Here is an 18,852-nt window from a genome sequence, read left to right on the forward strand (position 1 = left end):
GGGCACAGTGGCTTCAGGACGCCGAATCTCGACGTTACGGCTGCTCATCCATCGGAAAGGCGACGGCCTCGCCCACCACGCGAAGCCGCAGCTCCGTGCCGGGGCGGGCGATCGAGGCGTTCCAGTGCCGGATCGTGATGATTTCCCCGCCGCCGGGGTAGCGGTGGTCCGGGATGGCGCCGGCGGCAAGGACCGGCGGGACGGGGAGTTGGAGCCGCACTGTGGTTTCGGGGCCGAAGTAGTCCGTGTCCACCACCGTGCCGCGGATGGGGCCGTCCTCGGAAATGCGGATCTGCTCGGGCCGCAGCATCAGCTGGACCCGGCCCTGGGCCGGCGGGCGGCGCACGGGGATCCCGCCGAGCGAACACGTGGCCAGGGAGCCTTCCATCCAGGCATCCAGGATCACGGCGTCGCCCAGGAACTCGGCGGTGGCGCGGTCAGCCGGGCGCGTGTAGACGACGAACGGGTTGCCGATCTGGGCCAGCTTGCCGCCGCGCATCACGGCCACCTGGTCGGCGAAGGACAGCGCCTCGGCCTGGTCATGCGTGACGAGGATCGTGGTGACGCCGGCGTCCTTCAGGACCTGGGCCACGGCGCGGCGGGTGGCCACCCGCAGGCCGGCGTCCAGGGCGGAGAAGGGCTCGTCCAGCAGCATGAGCGCGGGCTTGCGGGCCAGCGCCCGGGCCAGGGCAACCCGCTGCTGCTGGCCGCCGGAGAGCTGGTGCGGGCGGCGCTTGGCCATGGCCGGGTCCAGGGAGACCATTTCCAGCAGCTCGCCCACCCGCGACTTGACGCCGCGGCGCCCGCCGGGCAGTTGGGTGGCGTCCAGGCCGAAGGAGATGTTCTGCCCGACCGTCAGGTGCGGGAACAGGGCGCCGTCCTGGGCGACGTAGCCGACGTGCCGCTTGTGGGCGGGGACCCAGGCGTTCTCCCCGGCCACCTTGCTCCCGTTGAGCGAGATGCTGCCGGTGTCCGGGTGCTCGAAGCCGGCAATCAGGCGAAGGAGCGTGGTCTTGCCGGAGCCGGAGGGTCCCACGATCGCCGTCGTTCCGCCCTTGGCGACGGAGAGGTTGACGCCTTTGAGGACGGCCTGGGGCCCAAAGTTCTTGGTGACCGCGTCGATTTCCAGGTGGCTGTTGGTGCTGGTGGCCACGGAAGCCGCGACCCGCGGCTCGGGGAGGCGCGAGGGGGCCTCACGCGACGGGTAAACATCGGTCACTGTCCGGCTACTTTCTTGGACTGCTGGAAGAGGAGATAGGTCATGGGCGCGGAGATCAGGATCATCAGCAGCGCATAGGGGGCGGCGCCAGCGTAGTCGATCTCGCTGCTCTTGCTCCAGAACTCGGTGGCGAGGGTGCGGGTCCCGTTGGGCGAGAGCAGGAGGGTGGCGGTGAGCTCGTTGACAATCCCCAGGAACACCAGGGCGGCGCCGCCAGCCGCGGCGGGGGCCGTGAGCCGCAGCGTCACGCGCAGGAAGGCCAGCAGCGGCGGCTTGCCGAGCACCTGGGCGGCCTCGTCGAGTTCCTTCGGTGCCTGGGACAGCCCCGAGCGGATGTTCACGAGGGCCCGGGGGAGGAACAGCAGCACGTAGGCCGCGATGAGCAGCGCTGAGGTCTGGTACATGCTGGGAACCATCCGGATGCTCACGGTCACGAAGGCCAGGCCCACCACAATCCCGGGCATGGAGCTGGTGATGTAGTTGGACAGCTCCAGGGACTTGCTGAACCAGCCGGGACGCCGCACGGCCAGGTACGCCATGGGGAACGCGACCACGGTGGTGGCGACGGCCGCCGCGAGGCCGTAGGCCAAGGTCTGCAGGAGGGCCGGCATGAATTCCTCGGCAGCCCAGATTTCCGGGCCGCCGGCGACGATCCAGCGCAGCACAAACGTCAGCGGCAGCCCGAACGCCAGCCCGGTGAGGGCGATCAGGGACAGCTGGGCGGGGAGCTGGTAGGCGTGCAGGGGCAGGCGCAAGGCGCGCGCCTGGGCTCCGGAGCCGATCCTGGCGTACCGGGCGCTGCCGCGGCTGCGGACCTCCACGAGCAGCAGGATGAGGCAGAGGAACACCAGGACGCTGGCCAGCATGTTCCCGGCGGTGCCATTGAACGTGGACTGGTACTGGACCATGATCGCGGTGGTGAAGGTGTCGAAGCGGATCATCGCGAAGGCCCCGTATTCGGCCAGCAGGTGCAGCGCGACCAGCAGCCCGCCGCCGGTCATGGCGATGCGCAGCTGCGGGAGCACCACGCGGAAGAACGCGCGCCAGGCGCCGAGGCCGAGGGAGGCGGCGGACTGTTCGATCGCCGGGTCCAGGCGGCTGAGCGTCGCGGCGGCCGGGATGTACACGAGCGGGAAATAGGACAGGGTGGCGATCAGGACCCCGGACCACAGCCCGCCAAGGGACGGCACCGCGGAAACCCACGCGTAGCTGTTGACGAAGGCGGGGATGGCCAGCGGGGCGGCGAGCAGCACGGCCCACCACTTGCGGCCCACAAGGGACGTGCGTTCGACGAGCCACGCGCCGCCGACGCCCAGGACGAGGCACAGCGGCACCGTCACCACGGTCAGCAGCACCGTGTTCAGCAGGAGTTCGCCCACGCGCGGGCGGAAGATCAGGGCCATTGCGGTGTCCCAGCCGGTGGAGGCTGTCATGAAGACCACGTAGGCCAAGGGCACCAGGGAAAACAGGGCGATGAGGACCGCGATGATGGACACGACAGAGACGCCGAAAGGCGGGCGGGGGCGTTTACCCCTGCCCGCCGTCGTCGTGTCAGTCGTCAAATCCCCAGAGGGACCGGGGACCGCCAGCTTGTTAGTCACTGCGGCTACAGCAGTCCTGCCTGGGTCATCAGCTCGGTGACCTTGGCGGAATTGAGTTTGGCGGGATCCACGGTGGGGGCCTGCAACTCCTTGAGCGGAACCAGCTTGTCGTTGGACGGGACGTCCGAGCCGACAGCGTATTCGAAGGAGGTGCCCTTCTGGAGCACTTCCTGGCCCTTCTTGCCGGTGATGAACTTCAGGAAGGACTGGGCCGCTGCGGCGTTCTTGGAAGACTTCAGCACGCCGCCGCCGGAGATGGAGACGAAGGCGCCCGGGTCCTGGTTCTTGAAGTAGAACGGCGTGACGTTGTTGGAGTTCTCGCCGGTCTTGGCCTGGTCGCCGTAGTAGTAGTAGTGGTAGATGAGGGCGGAGTCGACTTCGCCGGCGTTGACGGCCTTCATGGCCGTGCTGTTGCCCTTGTACGGCTTGGAGTTTTCCTTCATGCCCTTGAGCCAGGCCTCAGTGGCGGCTTCGCCCTTGAGTTCCAGCAGGGCCGAGACGATCGCCTGGAAGTCGGCGCCCGACGGCGAGGCAGCCCACTTGCCCTTCCACTCGGGGTTGGCCAGGTCCAGCATGGACTTGGGCAGCTTGTCGGCGCTGATCTTGTTCTTGTCGTAGACCAGGACGGTGGAGCGGGCCGCGATGCCGGTCCACTTGTTGGTGGAGGGGCGGAATTCGGCGGGGACCTGGTCCACGGTGGCCTTGTCCACATCCGCAAAGAGGCCGGCGTTTTCCACCTGGGCCATGGCGGGGGAGTTCTCGGTGAGGAAGACGTCCGCCGGTGAGGCCTGGCCTTCCTGCACGATCTGGTTGGACATCTCGGTGTCGTCGCCCTGGCGCACGGTCACCTTGATGCCGGTCTCGGCGGTGAAGGCGTCGATCCACTCTTTGGTCAGGGATTCGTGCTGGGCGTTATAGACCGTGATCTCACCGGCGGAGGAGCCGTTGGCGGCGGTGCTGCTGCCGGCCGTGGCGGAGGAACCGGAGCCGCAGGCGGCCAGGCCCAGGGCGGCAGTGGCGGCCAGGGCGATGCCCGCCAGCGCGTTGGTGCGGATCTTCATGGGGCTACTTTCTACAAGGAAGTCGTCGTAGTGCCCTGCCCCCCGTGAGCGGGGAAGTTAGGGCATGCTCACTAAGAAAGACTGTAGGTTAGCCAAACCTAAGCGACCAACCTGAGTCTGGTTTAAGTGATGAGGATCACATCAATTACGATACTATTGCGTGACGTAATTGTCGCCGGGTTGTGGGGCGGACGCCTGCGCGATCGAGGCGGCCGCCTCGAGCACCATCCAGGCCTGCAGCTGCGTGGAGAGTTCGACGGCGGCCCCTTCCGGGTAGCTGCGGCGTGCCGGCGCGTCGGTGCGGTCGGAGAAGACCAGATGGCTGCCGCGGCGCGCGAGGCGGTCGTGCGGAGGGAGGATCCGGCGGCCCTCCCAGAGGGCCTCGGCCGTATCGTTCACAAGCGCCGCCGCCGTGGCCCGGGTTTCGGCCGGGAGGCGTACGTCGACGGCGGCGAGGGCCAGGTAGCGGACGAGGATCCCCGTGAAGAGCCCGCCATCGCCCGTCCCCTCGCAGCGCAGCACCGCGGCGGTGCGGCCCAGCAGCGGGGTCGGCCGCGTGAGGTTGCCCGCCACGGCGTCCACCAATGCGGCCGCTCGCCCGAGGTTGGGCTCGCCCCCGAGTTCCAGCAGTGCGCCGAGGACGGGCCCTTGGTTGTAGGTGTAGATGGTCTCTTCCAGCACGGCTTCGCCCGTCCCGGAAATCCGGAGGCCGTCACGGTACAGGCCCTGGCCGGGCTCGTACAGCCTGGCATCCAGCCAGTCCAGCAGGGACTGCGCCTTGGTCCGGTTGCCGGTCCGCGCGTAATAGAGGGCCACCGGGGCGGTGGCGGGGGTGTTCTTGAAGTCGCGCTTCGTGCTCCAGAATGTACCGCCGCCCAGGTCGTCCGTGGAAGCGGAGTCGAACTGCAGGGTCAGGCTTTGCAGGACCTTGGCGTTGCGCTCCCGGCCGGTGTGTTTGCGGGTGTCCTCGGCGAGCTTGTCCAGCCGGAGCGTGGCAAGGGCCAGCCAGGCCATGTCGTCGTAGTAGTTGTTGACCACCGTGAGGAAATTGCGCAGCCGGATGCCCGTGACGAGCCGGGAGGCGAGCCGGCCGGCGCTGGGCCGGTTCTCGCCGTCGAACTTGGTTCCAGGATTCCGGGGGGACCCCAGTTCCCGGCGGCCGGCGTCCACGAGGCAGTCCAGGTAGTGTGCCTGCCACCAGTAGTGCCAGGGCCGGGACAGGTTCTTCAGCCGGCCCGAGGGCCGGAGGATCGCGGCGATGTGGGTCCCGGGGAGGAAGAAGAGCCGCTGCCCGAAGAGCCTGGTCACCGAGCGGGCGGCCTCGTCCGCGCGGAAGGACCAGTTGGGGGCGGAGGCGTCGGCTCGGGTCATGGCTCAAGCGTAATCGCGGGAGCCCGTCCGGACCGCGACCGTGACTGTGCCCTCGGCGTGTGCGGCCCAAAGGTGCGCATTGGCCGCATTCCAGTTAACATTCACTAACTAATGTTCCCCGCGTGCCGCCTCTGCAGGCGCCGCCCGCGTCGAGGCTTCGCAGCCGGGGTTCGGTTCCACATCAAGGAGGATGGATGGACATCAAGGGTACTGTCGCGCTGATCACGGGCGGGGCCTCCGGTCTCGGAGCGGCCACGGCCAGGCGCCTGTTCGACGCCGGCGCCTCGGTGGTCCTCGTGGACCTGCCGGGTTCCGCCGGGGACGCCTTTGCCGCCGAACTGACCGCATCCGCCGCTGCCGGCGCCGGAGAAGCTGCTGCCGGAGGCGGCCGCAGGGCCGTCTTTGTCCCGGCCGACGTCACGGACGAGGCGCAGGTGCAGGCCGCCGTCGACGCCGCCTCAGCCCTCGGCCCGCTGCGCATCGTGGTCAACTGCGCGGGGATCGCCACCCCCGGCAAGGTCCTGGGCCGCGACGGCGTCCTTCCGCTGGAGGCCTTCAACCGCGTCATCCAGGTCAACCTCGTGGGCACCTTCAACGTGATCCGCCTCGCCGCGGCCGCCATGGCAGCCACCGAGCCCGCCGCCACGGAACTCGGCGGCCCCGAACGTGGCGTCATCATCAACACCGCCTCCGTTGCCGCGTTCGACGGGCAGATCGGCCAGCCCGCCTACGCCGCCTCCAAGGGTGCCGTCGCCGCCATGACGCTGCCGATTGCCCGCGAACTCGCGCGCTCGCTGATCCGGGTGGTCACCATCGCGCCGGGCATCTTCGAGACTCCCATGATGGCCGGCCTGCCCCAGGAGGCGCAGGACTCCCTGGGCCAGCAGGTGCCGCACCCCTCGCGGCTGGGCCGGCCGGCCGAATACGCGAACCTCGCCGCGCACATTGTGGAGAACGCCATGCTCAACGGCGAGACAATCCGCCTCGACGGTGCCATCCGCATGGGCCCGAAATGACCGGGTCTGAGATGGCCGGGACTGTGCTGCCCGCGGCGGACTTCTTCGACTACGAAGCCCTGCTCAGCACGGCGGAGCGGGCCAAGCTGGCGCAGCTGCGCGAGTTCCTGGCCGCCGAGGTTGCCCCGTTCGCCACGGACTGGTGGAACAAGGCCGAATTCCCGGCCCACATCCTGCCCAAGCTGGCCGCCCTGGAGCTCAGCGCCCCGGCCCAGCGCGGCTACAGCAACCTGTTCGCCGGGATCGTCATCGCCGAGATGACCCGGGTGGACACCTCGCTCGCCACCTTCTTCCTGGTCCACCACGACCTCTTCGTGGAGTCGCTCTACGGCTTCGGCTCCGAGGAGCAGAAAGCGCGCCTGCTCGAGGACGCGGCAAGCCTGCGCATCACCGGTGCCTTTGCCCTCACCGAACCGGACCACGGCTCGGACGTTGCCGGCGGCATGGAAACCCGGGCCCGCCGGGTCCCCGGCGGCGCGGCCGGCGGCGGCGACGCCTGGGTGCTCAACGGCGCCAAGCGCTGGATCGGCAACGGGACGTTTTGCGACTACATGCTGGTCTGGGCCCGGGACGAGGCCGACGACGGCATCCGCGGCTTCATCGTCGACGCCACCTTGCCGGGCGTGATCCGGAGCCGGATCGAGAACAAGATTGCCCTGCGCACGGTGCAGAACGCGGACATCGTCTTCACCGACGTCCGGGTGGCCGAAACGGACCGCTTCGCCGGGATCAGCAGCTTCGAGGACACCAATGAGCTCCTGCGCGGTTCCCGGATCATGGTGGCCTGGCAGGGGGTGGGGCAGCAGCTCGCGGCGTTCGACGTCGCCCGGCAGTACGCCGTCGAACGCCAGCAGTTCGGCCGCCCGCTGGCGAAGTTCCAGCTGGTCCAGCAGCAGCTGGTCACCATGCTGGGCAACGCCGTGGCCAGCATGGGCATGATGGTCCGGATCGCCCAGTTGCAGGACGCCGGCGCCGGGGACATGCCGCAGGTGGCCCTCGCCAAGTCCTATGTCAGCGCCCGGATGCGCGAAACCGTCGCGATGGGCCGGTCCCTGCTGGGCGGCAACGGGATCGTCACCGACTACCGGATGGCCAAGATCTTCTCCGACGCCGAGGCGATCTACACCTACGAGGGCTCGTTCGAGATCAACACCCTGATCACGGGACGCGCCATCACCGGGGTGTCCGCGATCGTCTAGAAGACGGCTTTGACCGTTTAGACCGTTTAGACCCGTTCAGAAGAGGCCGGGTTCCTTCTCGCCGGCCTCAATCTTCACATCAAGGCTGTTGTTCCGCACCGGCATGGGGCAGGTGCCGTACGGGGTGAAGGCGCTCGGGTAGTTGATGGCCCGGTTAAAGTCCAGGACCACCGACCTATTTCCCAAGGAGTCGACGCGGGGCCTCGCGGTGGAGACCTTCCGCCACTCGTCAGTACTTTCCCCGTTGGTCTCGTCGTGGAACGTCACCGTCAGGGCGCCGAGCTTCTCCTCCTCGGCCTGCAGGTGGAACTCGTGGTCCGCGCCGGGAAGCCGGAAGACCAGCTCGCCGACCGAGCGGTGGACCCCGTCCACGAGCGGGTTGGCCGTGCCGATCGGGACATCCACAGGCTCGGGATAGGGCACGAACCTGGCCTCGATGACCAGGTCCGGGCGGAAGTCGAAGGTGGGCACGCCGTCGAACTCCGTGAACGCCGGCGACTGCGAGTCGCGCGTGCGGATGGCGTACTTGTCCGCCCGCATGGCGAGCTCCACCACCACCTGGCGGCCGTCGTCGCCGCCGTACTGGACCCACATCAGTGATTCCTCGTCGGCGAGCACGGCGCTGATGGTCCCGTCCACGGGTTCGCCGGTTTCGACGAGGGTCAGACCGTCGGACGCGGCGGCGGTGAGGAACGCCGCGGTGCCGTCTGTGGACCAGAGGCCGGGGGCGAGCTCGACGGCGGCCGGCTCGCCTTCCAGCCACTGGAAGGAGGTCAGCGTGAGCCAGCCGTGCTCGCTGGCGAGGGCCGTGTTGCGGCTGTTCCGGAAGCGTTGCCAGCGGGCCAGCTGCGGGTTCTGCACTGCATCAGGCGTGGGCTTCGAGCCAGTCCCGGTTTCAGGGTCAGGGGTGGTCATGGGCACCTCCAAGGGGGTTTCAGCTGGTGGCGGGTGGGGTTTTGAGGCTGGCCGCCACGAGTTGGGCCGCGGTGGTTCCGGCTGCGGCGGCCGCGGCCGGGTCGCCGTCGAGCACCCCGCTTGCCAGGCCGCCGTCGAGTACCAGGGTCAGGCTGCGGGCGAGCTGGTCCGGGTCCCCGGCGCCGGCGCGTGCGGCGAGGTCCCGGATCCAGGCGCGGATCTGGCGCTTGTGGGCCACGGTCCGGTCGTGGACGCGGGTGCCGGCGGCCGACTCGGCGGCCGCGTTGATGAAGGCGCAGCCGCGGTAGCCGTCGCGCCGGCAGGCGGCTGTCAGGGCATCGAACAGGCCCACGAGCTGCTCGGCCGGGTCCTCGCCGGCGGCCTCGGCGGCGGCGTGCAGCTGCCCGGTCCAGACGCCGTCCACCTTCTCCAGGTAGGCCAGCATGAGGTCGTCCTTGGCGGGAAAGTACTTATAGAAAGTGGCTTTCGCGACGCCGGACTCGGCGATGATCGTGTCGATGCCGGCGGCCCGGAAACCCTGCGCGTAGAAGAGCCGGAAGGCCGTGGCCAGGATCTTCTCCCTGGCATGCCCGGCAGGGGTGCGGGCAGCCGGGGCGGCGGTGGCTGCTGGCGAGGTCATGGCTCAATCGTACACAGACAAGTCTGTCTACGCCGCAGTGTCATTCGCCCTGTGCCTCGTCAACGACGGACCGCCGGCCCGCCTCCGCCTGATCCGGCGGCTACGGGCGGGCGGCCAGACCCCGCACGAGCAGCCGCCAGACCTCGCGCAGCTCGGCCCCGATGGCCGGGGCCGACCATTCCGAAGCGTGCAGCGGGTGGTGGAACCGCGCCGTGGCGTGCAGGACGGCACGGCCGGCCGGCACCGGATCCGGGACGGCGAATTCGCCGCTGCGGACGCCGTCGGCAATGATCTCGGTGAGCGCTGCGGCCAGGTGGTCAACGTGGGCCGCCACCACTTCCCGCGCCTCGGCGGTCAGCTGGCCGAACGTGGCAAACAGCTCCGGATCGTTCAGCGCCATGCCCTGCTTGATGGCCGCGAGGCGTTCGAGCCAGCGGAGCAGGCGTTCCGCGGCAGGGCCCTCCGTATCGCGGGCAGGATCCAGCGGCTCCGCGAGGCGGTCCAGCCAGCGCCGGGCCACCGCGTCCCGCAGCGCCACCTTTGTGGGAAAGTGCCGGTAGACGCTGCCGTGGCTGACTCCCAAGGCCTTCGCGACGTCCACCACCGTGGCCTTGGCCGGTCCGAAGCGCCGCAGCACGTCTTCGGCGGCGTCGAGGATGCGCTCCTCGGTCAGGACGGCGGCTACAGGGGTCACCGGCGTTCGCTGTCGAGCATGGCCATCTGGCCGGCGTCGTAGCGGGTGCCCGCGGCCGAGTCGGCGGGGACGGCGGCCTCGATCGCTGCCAGGTCCTCGGCGGAGAGGAGCAGATCGACCGCGCCCAGCGATTCGGAAAGCCGTTCCCGACGGCGGGCGCCAACGAGGGGGACGATGTCCTCGCCGCGGGACAGGACCCAGGCGATGGCGAGCTGGGCGACGGTCGCGCCCTTGCGGTCGGCGATTTCGCGGAGCCGTTCGACGAGCTCGAGGTTCCGCTGCAGGTTCTCGCCGGAGAACCGGGGCAGGTGGGCCCGGAAGTCGCGCCGGTTCCCGGTTCCGGCGGCCGGCCAGTGGCCGGAAACCAGGCCGCGGGACAGCACACCGTATGCCGTGATGCCGATGCCCAGTTCGCGGGCCACCGGCAGGATGTCCTGCTCGATGCCACGGGAGAGGAGGGAGTACTCGATCTGGAGGTCCGAGACCGGGTGGACGGCGTTGGCGCGGCGCAGGGTGTCGGCGCCGACCTCCGAGAGGCCGATGTGGCGGATCAGGCCCTGCTGCACGAGCTCGGCCAGTGCTCCCACGGTTTCTTCCACCGGAACGGACGGATCCAGGCGGGCCGGCCGGTAGATGTCCACGTAGTCGGTGCCGAGGCGCCGGAGGGTGTAGGCCAGGAAGTTCTTGATGGCCACCGGACGGGTGTCCACGCCGTTCCATCCGCCCCGGGCATCGCGCAGGACGCCGAACTTCACGCTGATCTGGGCGCTCTCGCGCCGTCGGCCGCGGATCGCGTCGCGCAGCAGCATTTCGTTGTGGCCCATGCCGTAGAAGTCGCCGGTGTCCAGCAGGGTCACGCCGGCGTCGAGGGCGGCCTGGATCGTGGCGACGCTCTCGGCGTCGTCGGCGGGGCCGTAAAGATCGGACATGCCCATCATGCCGAGGCCGATGGCGGCGGTGCTGGGGCCGGTGGAGCCCAGGGTGCGGGGGGTGCCGAGAGTAGAAGTTGTCATGCCATGACCATAAAACAATCAGCTGACAGATTTCAAACTTTGTCAGCTGAGATGAGGCGGGCGGGGCGTCGGGCGCGCGCTTATTGCCGTAGACAGGTCTGTCTGATAGCGTCATGCCCACACGTAGACGAACCTGTCTACTCCACGACTTCAGAATGAGGACGCCATGAAGATTGCAGTACTGGGAACCGGCATGGTGGGGCGCACGATTGCCGGCGCACTGGCAGGGCTGGGGCACGACGTCGTGATCGGCACCCGCGACCCGCAGGCGACGCTCGCCCGGACCGAACCGGACATGATGGGCACCGCGCCGTTCGCCGAGTGGCACGCCGCAAACGCCGGAGTCGACGTCGCCGCGTTTGCTGACGCGGCATCCGACGGCGAGCTGATCGTCAATGCCACCAACGGTGCCGGCTCGCTGGCCGCGCTGGCCGCAGCGGGGACCCCGAACCTGGCCGGCAAGATCATCATGGACATCGCCAACCCGCTGGACTTCTCGCAGGGCATGCCGCCGTCGCTGAACCCGGTGAACACGGACAGCCTCGGCGAAGAGATCCAGCGGTCCTTCCCGGAGGCCAAGGTGGTGAAGACGCTGAACACCATGACCGCGTCCGTGATGGTCGATCCGGCCCGGGTGGCCGGCGGTGACCACACGGTGTTCGTCTCCGGGGACGACGCCGGCGCCAAGGCGGCCGTGACGGAACTCCTCAAGGGCTTCGGCCACCGCGACGTGATCGACCTCGGCGACATCACGAGTGCCCGCGGTGCGGAAATGATCCTGCCGATCTGGCTGCGGATCTGGGGCGCGCTGGGCACCGGCGAGTTCAACTTCAAGATCGCGCGCTAACCCCTTCACCCGCCAAGCCCGCAGCAGGGGCCGTTCCGGGAGCTCGGAACGGCCCCTGCTGCGAACTGGTTGGGGTCCCGGGGGGTCCGKGGGGGAGGGCGTCGGAACGGCGAGGCGGGGCCTGACACTATCTGAGACGGAATTCCAGCAGGGAGTGCCTGCGGGTAACATCCCATGGGAAGAAGTAATCGGGCTCACAGTATCCAGCGCAGTGTACGAGCCAAGTCGAACCCTCGAAAGATAGTTTCCATGGCTGACACTGCAATGCATTCCGACACCGATCTTGCCGCCGAACTCCGGGCTGATGTCCGCCGGGTCTCCACCCTCCTCGGCGAATCCCTGGTCCGCCAGCACGGCCCCGAACTGCTGGACCTGGTGGAGCAGGTGCGCCTGCTGACCAAGGAATCCAAGGAAGCCGCCCGCGGCGGCGCTGACGCTACCGGGCCGTGGAGCTCATACGACGTCGTCGCCCAGGTCCGCGAACTGCTCGGTTCCCTGCCGCTGGAGCAGGCCACCGATCTGGTCCGCGCCTTCGCGTTCTACTTCCACCTGGCGAACGCCGCCGAGCAGGTCCACCGGGTCCGCGGGCTGCGCACCCGGCAGGAGAAGGACGGCTGGCTCGCCAAGGCCGTGGAGGAGATCGCGGACCAGGCCGGCAACTCCGTGCTGCAGGAAGTCGTCAACGAACTCGACGTCCGCCCCATCTTCACTGCACACCCCACGGAGGCCTCCCGCCGCTCCGTGCTGGACAAAATCCGCCGGCTCTCGGACATCCTGTCCGAATCCACGGCGGAGGGCACCTCCGCGCGCCGCCGCCAGGACCGCCACCTGTCCGAAGTGATCGACCAGATGTGGCAGACGGACGAGCTCCGCCAGGTCCGGCCCACCCCCGTGGACGAGGCCAGGAACGCTATCTATTACCTCACCGGCATCCTCAGCGACGCCATGCCGGAAATGCTCTCGGACCTCTCCGAGCTGCTTGCCGAGCACGGCGTCACGCTGCCGCCACAGAAGGCCCCGATCCGCTTCGGCTCCTGGATCGGCGGGGACCGCGACGGAAATCCCAACGTCACGGCCGCCGTCACCCGCGAAATCCTCCAGATCCAGAACCAGCACGCCGTGCGGATCAGCATCGGCCTGATCGACGGGCTCATCTCCATCCTGTCCAACTCGACCGCGCTGGCCGGGGCGGACCAGGAGCTCCTGGACTCGATCGACGTCGACCTGGGGAACCTGCCTGGCTTGGACCGCCGCGTGCTCGAGCTGAACGCTCAGGAGCCCTACCGGCTCAAACTCACCTGCATCAAGGCCAAGCTGATCAACACCGGCCGCCGGGTCGCGGCCGGATCCGCGCACGAGCCCGGCCGCGACTACACCGCCACCGCGGAGCTCCTCGCCGAGCTCGGCCTGCTCGAACGGTCGCTGCGGAACCACCACGCGGCCCTCGCCGCCGACGGCGCCCTGTCCCGGGTCCGCCGCGCCATCGCCTCCTTCGGCCTGCACCTGGCCACCCTCGACATCCGCGAGCACGCCGACCACCACCATGACGCCGTCGGGCAGCTCATGGACCGCCTTGGCGGGCCCGGTGTCCGGTACGCGGAACTCAGCCGCGCCGAGCGGCTCGAGGTGCTGGGCTCCGAACTTGCGTCCCGGCGCCCGCTCTCCGGCCACCCGATCAAGCTCGACGGCGTCGCCGACGGCACCTACGACGTCTTCCGGGAGATCCGCCGCGCCCTGCGCACCTACGGCCCCGACGTGATCGAGACCTACATCATCTCCATGACCCGCGGCGCGGACGACGTCCTGGCCGCGGCCGTGCTGGCCCGCGAGGCCGGCCTGGTCAGCCTGTTCGGCGAGGCGCCCTACGCCAAGATCGGCTTCGCGCCGCTGCTGGAGACCGTCGACGAACTCCGCGCCTCGGCCGAAATCGTGGACCGACTGCTCTCCGATGCCTCCTACCGCGAACTCGTCCGGCTCCGCGGAGACGTGCAGGAAATCATGCTCGGCTACTCGGACTCCAACAAGGAATCCGGCGTCATGACGAGCCAGTGGGAAATCTACAAGACCCAGCGCAAGCTCCGCGACGTGGCGGCCAAGCACGGAGTCCGCGTGCGCCTTTTCCACGGCCGCGGCGGCTCGGTGGGCCGCGGCGGCGGGCCGACCTACGATGCCATCATGGCCCAGCCCAACGGCGTGCTCGAGGGCGAGATCAAGTTCACCGAGCAGGGCGAGGTCATCTCGGACAAGTACTCCCTGCCGGAGCTGGCCCGCGAAAACCTCGAGCTCTCCCTGGCCGCGGTGCTGCAGGGCTCGGCCCTGCACCGCACCCCGCGCACCTCGGAGGACCAGCGTGTGCGCTACGGCCACGTCATGGAAACCGTCTCCGACGCCGCGTTTGCGCGCTACCGCACGCTGATTGATGACCCCGATCTGCCCGCCTACTTCATGGCCTCCACCCCGGTGGAGCAGCTGGGATCCCTCAACATCGGATCCCGTCCGTCCAAGCGCCCCGACTCCGGCGCCGGGCTGGAGGGTCTCCGCGCCATCCCGTGGGTGTTCGGCTGGACACAGTCGCGGCAGATCGTGCCGGGCTGGTTCGGTGTGGGCTCCGGCCTCAAAGCCGCCCGCGAGGCCGGTAACTCGGCCCAGCTCAAGGAGATGATCGAGGGCTGGCACTTCTTCCGCTCGGTGCTCTCCAATGTTGAGATGACCCTGGCGAAGACGGACATGGACATTGCCGGCTACTACGTCTCCACCCTGGTGCCGGCGGAACTGCACCACCTGTTCCGTGCCATCCGGGCCGAATATGATCTCACGGTCGAGGAGATCCAGAACCTTACCGGCGAGCACGTGATTCTCGATGCCCAGCCCACCCTGAAGCGCTCCCTCGAGATCCGGGACCAGTACCTCGACCCCATCAGCTACCTGCAGGTGGAACTGCTGCGCCGCGTCCGGGCCGAGGCCGCGGAGGGCATGACCGGGGCCGAGATCGACGAACGGCTCCAGCGGGCCATGCTGATCACGGTCAACGGAGTCGCCGCCGGGCTGCGCAACACCGGGTAGCCCCCTCCCGACGCTCCCTCAGGTGTGGCGGCCTTTCCCCGGACGCTCCCTCACCTTCTGCGGGGAATTTCCAAACGCTCCCTCAGGTCCTGCGGTTCTTCCCCGGACGCTCCCTCTCCCGGTGAGGGAGCGTTGGGGTTTTGGGTGCGGAAGGTGAGGGAGCGTGGCGGCGCGGCTAGGGTTGTTCCATGCCGTCGTTCCAGACCAGACTGAAGATCACCGGGCTCAAGCCTGGCACCGCTCCCGAGGCCGTCATGGCCGCGGCCATCGAGGCGCTTGGGACGCGGCACCACGTCGAATCGCACCAGCTTGAGCTCGCCGGCGGCGTCCCGCAGCTGAACCTGCGCTTCCTGGTCGATGCCACCGCCTACAGCGCCGAAAACAGCCAGGCGCTGGAGTCGGCAGCCATGATGCGCGACGCTGTCGAACGCGTTGCGCTCACCGGTGCGCTGACCGTGCTGCGCCGCAGCCGCGGCCGCTGGGCACCCGTCTAAAAGTCCAGTTCCTCGTCCGGGTCAACCACGGCGGACTCCACGGGGGAGGGGCTGCCCCGGCGCCGCGTCACGATCACGCCCACGACCGCTCCGACCAGCAGCCCGACGCCGACGCCGATCAGGGAGCTCGCCCAGAAGGGCAGCCCGGTGGCGGAGCCCATGAAATAGCCCAGCGCCACGGACCAGGCTGCCCAGAGCAGGCCGCCGAGGGCCGCGCAGAGGCTGAACCCGCGGGTGGAGACGTTGGCGATGCCCGCCGCGGCCGTCGTGGCCAGCCGCCCGCCGGGGATGAAGCGGAGGCCGATGATCGCGCCGTAGGTGGAGGACCGGCCGGCTTTCGCGATCGCCGAATGCACGGCCGCGTGGAACCGGAGACCCCATTTCCAGCGGTCGAGCACGTGGCTTAGCCGCCGTTTGAACAGCTGGAAGACAAGAAGGTCACCAAGCCATGAGGACACCGCGGCGAGGAGCACCACGAGGAACGCGTTGATGTGGCCCTCTGCGGACAGCGCGCCGCCGGTGATGACCAGCATTTCCGAGGGGACGGGCGGGAAAATCGCATCGCCGATCACGAAGGGGAAGATCCAGAAATAGATCGCGGCGCCCCAGCTGTCCGCATTTCCGAAGTCCATGGGCACAAGGTACCGCACTTCCAGCCGCTAGCGTGCCTCGCTGAGTTCCAGTCTGCTGCGGTATTCCACCGGGCTCCCGGAGATGGGGTCCACGAAGCGGATCCCGCGGGCCAGGAGTTGCAGCGGCTTGGCGTAATTGTCCGGAGCCTTGTCCAGCAGTTTCGGGTAGAACGCATCGTTGACGATGCCGAGGCCCAGTGAGGCCATGTGCACGCGGAGCTGGTGGGTCTTCCCGGAGTGCGGCTCCAGCCGGTACAGCGCGCGGCGGTGCGGGCCGCCGTCGGCGTCGGGTGCGCCGTCGGGTGCGCCGGAAGCGTCAAACGTGCGCAGCCGCTCGATCCGGGTTTCCGCATTGGGTTCGCCATCGACAACCTCGGCCAGCAGGTAGCTGCGGGACTTGGTCATCCGGTTCCGCACCACCACAGGGAAGTCCACCGCGGGATGGCCCGGTGCGGGCTCTGCGGCGGACACACACTCGTATTCCTTCTGGACCTGGCGCTTTTCGAAGAGCACCTGGTATTTGCCCCGGGTCTCGGGGTTCGTGGAGAGCAACAGGATGCCGGCGGTCATGCGGTCCAGGCGGTGCATGGGAATCAGGTCCGGGAGGCCGAGCTGGTTCCGGAGCCGGACCAGGGCCGATTCCTGGATGTACGTCCCGCCGGGGGTGGTGGGCAGGAAGTGCGGCTTGTCCACCACCAGCAGGTGATCGTCCTGGTGCAGGATGTTCAGCTCCACCGGGATCCGGGTCTCCGGCGGCAGGGTCCGGTAGTACCAGATGAACGTGTGGTCCTGCATCGGGGTGCTGCGGTCCAGGGCGATCCCCGCCTCGCCGACGATCTCGCCGGCGTCGAACCGGTCCTCGATGCCCTGCGGATCGATGTGCCCCCAGCGGTGCATCATGTAGTCCAGCGCGGTCTCCCAGGGACCCTCGTCCGGCAGGCGCAGACGGGTCGCATTGACGCCGTCGCGCACGGGAAGGGGGGATTGCATCACCCGACCATTCTACGGGCCCGGCCTCCCGCGCCCCCGCGCAGTCCCCGCGACCCTGTGCCCCCGCGCAGCCCTCGCCCCCCGCGGCCGCCGCCGCGACCCCGTCCCCCCGCGGCCGCCGCCGCGACCCCGTCCCGGCCCCAGTTCGCCCGAGCCCCGCCCCGCCGCCCCGCGTGCTCCAGTTCGCCGGACCCGTGCGAGGTCGCCGGAAAGGTCCGGCGACCGCGGACGCTTCCGGCGAACTCGCGATGCGCCGTCGCCCTGTGCCCGTCTCGCCCTGCGCGCTGCCGCGTCTATGTCCCTCGCCTCCCCGCCCGCCCGCCGTCCTCTCCCGCCGGCCGCCCTAAGCTCCAGTTCGCCGGACCCGTGCCAGGTCGCCGGAAAGGTCCGGCGACCTCGGATGCTTCCGGCGAACTCGCCATGCGCCGCTGCCCGCACGCGAGCACCGACGAGAAAAAAGTTCTTGACAAATAAAATTGTCGGCGGGCAGACTGGAAGCATGTTGGACATCGGAGTGATTGAGGATCCGGCCGCGGCGGAGGCTTCGCTGGACCCGATCCGGACGCGGATCCTGCGCGAGCTGGCCGAGCCCGGATCTGCGACGCAGCTCGCCGCGAAGGTGGGCCTGCCGCGGCAGAAGGTGAACTACCACCTCAAGGCGCTCGAGCGGCATGGGCTCGTCGAGCTCGTCGAGGAGCGGCGGCGCGGCAACGTGACCGAACGCATCCTGCGGGCGACGGCGGCGTCGTACTTGATTTCGCCGGCGGCGCTGGCCTCGGTGGCGCCGGACCCGCACCGGTTCTCGGACCGCTTTTCCGCTTTCTGGCTGCTGGCACTCGCTGCCCGCATGGTCCAGGAGATGGGGCAGCTGATCGCCGGGGCGGCCGCGGCCCGGCAGAAACTCGCCACCTTTGCCATCGACGGCGAGATTACCTTCCGTTCGGCGGCGGACCGGGCGGCCTTCGCCGAGGAGCTCGGCGTCGCCGTGACCAGGCTCGTGGACAAATACCACGACGGCGGTGACCTCCCCTCAGGTTCCCCGGCGGATCCGCAGGCAGGTTCCCAGGCAGGTCGCCGGCCGGAGGGACGCAAGCACCGGCTGGTCGTCGCGCTGCACCCGGCGCTCAAGTCGCCGCAGCCGAAGGCAGCGCACGCAGACCCACAAACGGCAACCCCACAAACAGCAACCCTACAAACAGCAACCCTACAAACAGCAACCCCACAAACAGCAACCCCACAAACAAACCCACAAGCCAAGGAGCAGGACAATGACTGACCAACGGAAATTCGAAATCGTCTACGACACCGAACTGCCCGGTACCCCTGAGCGGGTGTGGGAGGCCGTCACCAAGGACACCCCGGCATGGATGTTCCCCACAGACCAATGGCCGGCGGTCCGGACCGTGGACGAATACCCCTCCCATCTGGTGTCCCGGATGGACGGTCCGGATGGCTGGTTCAACCAGCTGGAGCACGTCCTGGAACCGCTCGACGGTGGCCAGGCCCGGCTGCACTACGTGCACAGCGGCATCTTTGCGGACAACTGGGATGAGCAGTATGACGGCGCCAGCAAGCACACGGCGTTCTATCTGCACACCCTGGGCCAGTACCTGAAGTACTTCGACGGCAAGCCCGTGGTCTTCACAGACATCCAGGCACCCGCCGCTTCGCAGACCCCGGACGGCTTCGACCGGCTCAAGCGGGCCCTCGGCGTCGACACTGCCGCTCCGGGGGAGACGGTGGAACTGGAGCTCGACGGCGTAGGGCCGCTGGCCGGCGAGATCGACTTCGCCAACGAGAACTTCCTCGGCCTGCGGACCGCGGACACGATGTACCGCTTCTTCGGGCGCAACGCGTTCGGCGCGCCGGTGGGCATGACCGTGCACGACTTCAGCGGCAGCGGGGACGCCGGGGCGACGGCCCAAGCCTGGACCGGGTTCCTGGCGAAGGTCTACGCCTGATCCCGCGACGGGCATCCTGCCTGGCGATGCCCTGAACGTTCGAGTTCGCCGGGAACGGGCCGAAGTCGCCGGAATGGTCCGGCGACTTGGGACGTTTCCGGCGACCTCGGGGCGCAGGAATGAACGGGCGTCGCAG

The 18,852-nt window shown here is 69.0% G+C and carries 17 protein-coding genes; 7 read left to right on the plus strand and 10 right to left on the minus strand.

What is annotated here, in order from left to right; all coding sequences use genetic code 11:
* Positions 1–34: 34 nt before the first annotated feature.
* From AC1D0A_RS13935 to AC1D0A_RS13950, 4 genes are all read right to left on the minus strand, one after another.
* Positions 35–1,219 carry an ABC transporter ATP-binding protein gene (locus AC1D0A_RS13935; RefSeq protein WP_243181516.1) on the minus strand — a complete coding sequence of 395 codons (1,185 nt, stop codon included), beginning with the start codon at positions 1,217–1,219 and terminating at the stop codon, positions 35–37.
* A complete protein-coding gene (locus tag AC1D0A_RS13940) occupies positions 1,216–2,715 on the minus strand; it encodes an ABC transporter permease (RefSeq protein ID WP_043436715.1) in 1,500 nt (499 codons plus the stop codon). The genes AC1D0A_RS13935 and AC1D0A_RS13940 overlap by 4 nt, the downstream gene beginning before the upstream one ends.
* 110 nt (positions 2,716–2,825) lie before the next feature.
* On the minus strand, positions 2,826–3,881 hold the full coding sequence (locus AC1D0A_RS13945; protein ID WP_243181517.1) for an iron ABC transporter substrate-binding protein: 1,056 nt from the start codon (positions 3,879–3,881) through the stop codon (positions 2,826–2,828).
* Positions 3,882–4,034: 153 nt separating this feature from the next.
* Entirely contained in the window at positions 4,035–5,252 is a 1,218-nt protein-coding gene (locus tag AC1D0A_RS13950; protein WP_476946056.1) for a glycoside hydrolase family 76 protein, read from the minus strand.
* 194 nt (positions 5,253–5,446) lie between these two features.
* On the opposite strand from AC1D0A_RS13950, the gene AC1D0A_RS13955 reads away from it, so the two are divergent.
* On the plus strand, positions 5,447–6,268 hold the full coding sequence (locus AC1D0A_RS13955) for an SDR family NAD(P)-dependent oxidoreductase (RefSeq protein ID WP_476946057.1): 822 nt from the start codon (positions 5,447–5,449) through the stop codon (positions 6,266–6,268).
* Positions 6,265–7,467 (plus strand): acyl-CoA dehydrogenase family protein, encoded by a 1,203-nt coding sequence (locus AC1D0A_RS13960; RefSeq protein WP_476946058.1) that lies wholly within the window; start codon positions 6,265–6,267, stop codon positions 7,465–7,467. Before AC1D0A_RS13955 ends, AC1D0A_RS13960 begins: the two co-directional genes overlap by 4 nt.
* 36 nt (positions 7,468–7,503) lie before the next feature.
* On the opposite strand, the gene AC1D0A_RS13965 is transcribed toward AC1D0A_RS13960, so the two are convergent.
* The 4 genes from AC1D0A_RS13965 to AC1D0A_RS13980 all read right to left on the minus strand — a co-directional run bounded on the left by AC1D0A_RS13965 (position 7,504) and on the right by AC1D0A_RS13980 (position 10,729).
* Complete coding sequence (locus AC1D0A_RS13965) at positions 7,504–8,382, minus strand: DUF1684 domain-containing protein (protein ID WP_476946059.1); 879 nt, start codon at positions 8,380–8,382, stop codon at positions 7,504–7,506.
* A gap of 19 nt (positions 8,383–8,401) precedes the next feature.
* Entirely contained in the window at positions 8,402–9,022 is a 621-nt protein-coding gene (locus AC1D0A_RS13970; protein ID WP_243181522.1) for a TetR/AcrR family transcriptional regulator, read from the minus strand.
* A 100-nt stretch (positions 9,023–9,122) separates the two neighbouring features.
* Positions 9,123–9,716 carry a TetR/AcrR family transcriptional regulator gene (locus tag AC1D0A_RS13975; RefSeq protein ID WP_243181523.1) on the minus strand — a complete coding sequence of 198 codons (594 nt, stop codon included), beginning with the start codon at positions 9,714–9,716 and terminating at the stop codon, positions 9,123–9,125.
* Positions 9,713–10,729: an aldo/keto reductase gene (locus tag AC1D0A_RS13980; protein WP_476946060.1), complete on the minus strand. Its 1,017-nt coding sequence runs from the start codon at positions 10,727–10,729 to the stop codon at positions 9,713–9,715. The genes AC1D0A_RS13975 and AC1D0A_RS13980 overlap by 4 nt, the downstream gene beginning before the upstream one ends.
* A gap of 166 nt (positions 10,730–10,895) precedes the next feature.
* On the opposite strand from AC1D0A_RS13980, the gene AC1D0A_RS13985 reads away from it, so the two are divergent.
* The 3 genes from AC1D0A_RS13985 to AC1D0A_RS13995 all read left to right on the plus strand — a co-directional run bounded on the left by AC1D0A_RS13985 (position 10,896) and on the right by AC1D0A_RS13995 (position 15,133).
* Entirely contained in the window at positions 10,896–11,576 is a 681-nt protein-coding gene (locus AC1D0A_RS13985) for an NADPH-dependent F420 reductase (RefSeq protein WP_476946061.1), read from the plus strand.
* A gap of 249 nt (positions 11,577–11,825) precedes the next feature.
* Entirely contained in the window at positions 11,826–14,639 is a 2,814-nt protein-coding gene (ppc, locus tag AC1D0A_RS13990; RefSeq protein ID WP_476946062.1) for a phosphoenolpyruvate carboxylase, read from the plus strand.
* A gap of 188 nt (positions 14,640–14,827) precedes the next feature.
* Positions 14,828–15,133 (plus strand): hypothetical protein, encoded by a 306-nt coding sequence (locus tag AC1D0A_RS13995; protein ID WP_018774310.1) that lies wholly within the window; start codon positions 14,828–14,830, stop codon positions 15,131–15,133.
* On the opposite strand, the gene AC1D0A_RS14000 is transcribed toward AC1D0A_RS13995, so the two are convergent.
* On the minus strand, positions 15,130–15,765 hold the full coding sequence (locus tag AC1D0A_RS14000) for a DedA family protein (RefSeq protein WP_243181527.1): 636 nt from the start codon (positions 15,763–15,765) through the stop codon (positions 15,130–15,132). The genes AC1D0A_RS13995 and AC1D0A_RS14000 overlap by 4 nt on opposite strands.
* Positions 15,766–15,792: 27 nt before the next feature.
* The gene (locus AC1D0A_RS14005; protein WP_243181533.1) at positions 15,793–16,755 is read right to left on the minus strand and encodes an RluA family pseudouridine synthase; all 963 of its coding nucleotides are present in this window, start codon (positions 16,753–16,755) and stop codon (positions 15,793–15,795) included.
* Positions 16,756–17,254: 499 nt separating this feature from the next.
* Here AC1D0A_RS14005 and AC1D0A_RS14010 point away from each other — a divergent pair, with 499 nt between their 5' ends.
* Both AC1D0A_RS14010 and AC1D0A_RS14015 read left to right on the plus strand, forming a co-directional pair.
* Complete coding sequence (locus tag AC1D0A_RS14010; RefSeq protein WP_476946063.1) at positions 17,255–18,031, plus strand: helix-turn-helix domain-containing protein; 777 nt, start codon at positions 17,255–17,257, stop codon at positions 18,029–18,031.
* A complete protein-coding gene (locus AC1D0A_RS14015) occupies positions 18,024–18,716 on the plus strand; it encodes an SRPBCC family protein (protein ID WP_243182148.1) in 693 nt (230 codons plus the stop codon). Before AC1D0A_RS14010 ends, AC1D0A_RS14015 begins: the two co-directional genes overlap by 8 nt.
* The last annotated feature ends 136 nt before the right edge of the window (positions 18,717–18,852 follow it).

The organism is Arthrobacter sp. P1_D4, from assembly GCF_056406115.1.

Bases quoted from the DNA above. Each gene is read 5' to 3' on its own strand.
- AC1D0A_RS13945 (WP_243181517.1), bottom strand. From the start codon at position 3,881: ATGAAGATCCGCACCAACGCGCTGGCGGGCATCGCCCTGGCCGCCACT.
- AC1D0A_RS13950 (WP_476946056.1), bottom strand. From the start codon at position 5,252: ATGACCCGAGCCGACGCCTCCGCCCCCAACTGGTCCTTCCGCGCGGAC.
- AC1D0A_RS13955 (WP_476946057.1), top strand. From the start codon at position 5,447: ATGGACATCAAGGGTACTGTCGCGCTGATCACGGGCGGGGCCTCCGGT.
- AC1D0A_RS13960 (WP_476946058.1), top strand. From the start codon at position 6,265: ATGACCGGGTCTGAGATGGCCGGGACTGTGCTGCCCGCGGCGGACTTC.
- AC1D0A_RS13965 (WP_476946059.1), bottom strand. From the start codon at position 8,382: ATGACCACCCCTGACCCTGAAACCGGGACTGGCTCGAAGCCCACGCCT.
- AC1D0A_RS13970 (WP_243181522.1), bottom strand. From the start codon at position 9,022: ATGACCTCGCCAGCAGCCACCGCCGCCCCGGCTGCCCGCACCCCTGCC.
- AC1D0A_RS13980 (WP_476946060.1), bottom strand. From the start codon at position 10,729: ATGACAACTTCTACTCTCGGCACCCCCCGCACCCTGGGCTCCACCGGC.
- AC1D0A_RS13985 (WP_476946061.1), top strand. From the start codon at position 10,896: ATGAAGATTGCAGTACTGGGAACCGGCATGGTGGGGCGCACGATTGCC.
- ppc (WP_476946062.1), top strand. From the start codon at position 11,826: ATGGCTGACACTGCAATGCATTCCGACACCGATCTTGCCGCCGAACTC.
- AC1D0A_RS13995 (WP_018774310.1), top strand. From the start codon at position 14,828: ATGCCGTCGTTCCAGACCAGACTGAAGATCACCGGGCTCAAGCCTGGC.
- AC1D0A_RS14000 (WP_243181527.1), bottom strand. From the start codon at position 15,765: ATGGACTTCGGAAATGCGGACAGCTGGGGCGCCGCGATCTATTTCTGG.
- AC1D0A_RS14005 (WP_243181533.1), bottom strand. From the start codon at position 16,755: ATGCAATCCCCCCTTCCCGTGCGCGACGGCGTCAATGCGACCCGTCTG.
- AC1D0A_RS14010 (WP_476946063.1), top strand. From the start codon at position 17,255: ATGTTGGACATCGGAGTGATTGAGGATCCGGCCGCGGCGGAGGCTTCG.
- AC1D0A_RS14015 (WP_243182148.1), top strand. From the start codon at position 18,024: ATGACTGACCAACGGAAATTCGAAATCGTCTACGACACCGAACTGCCC.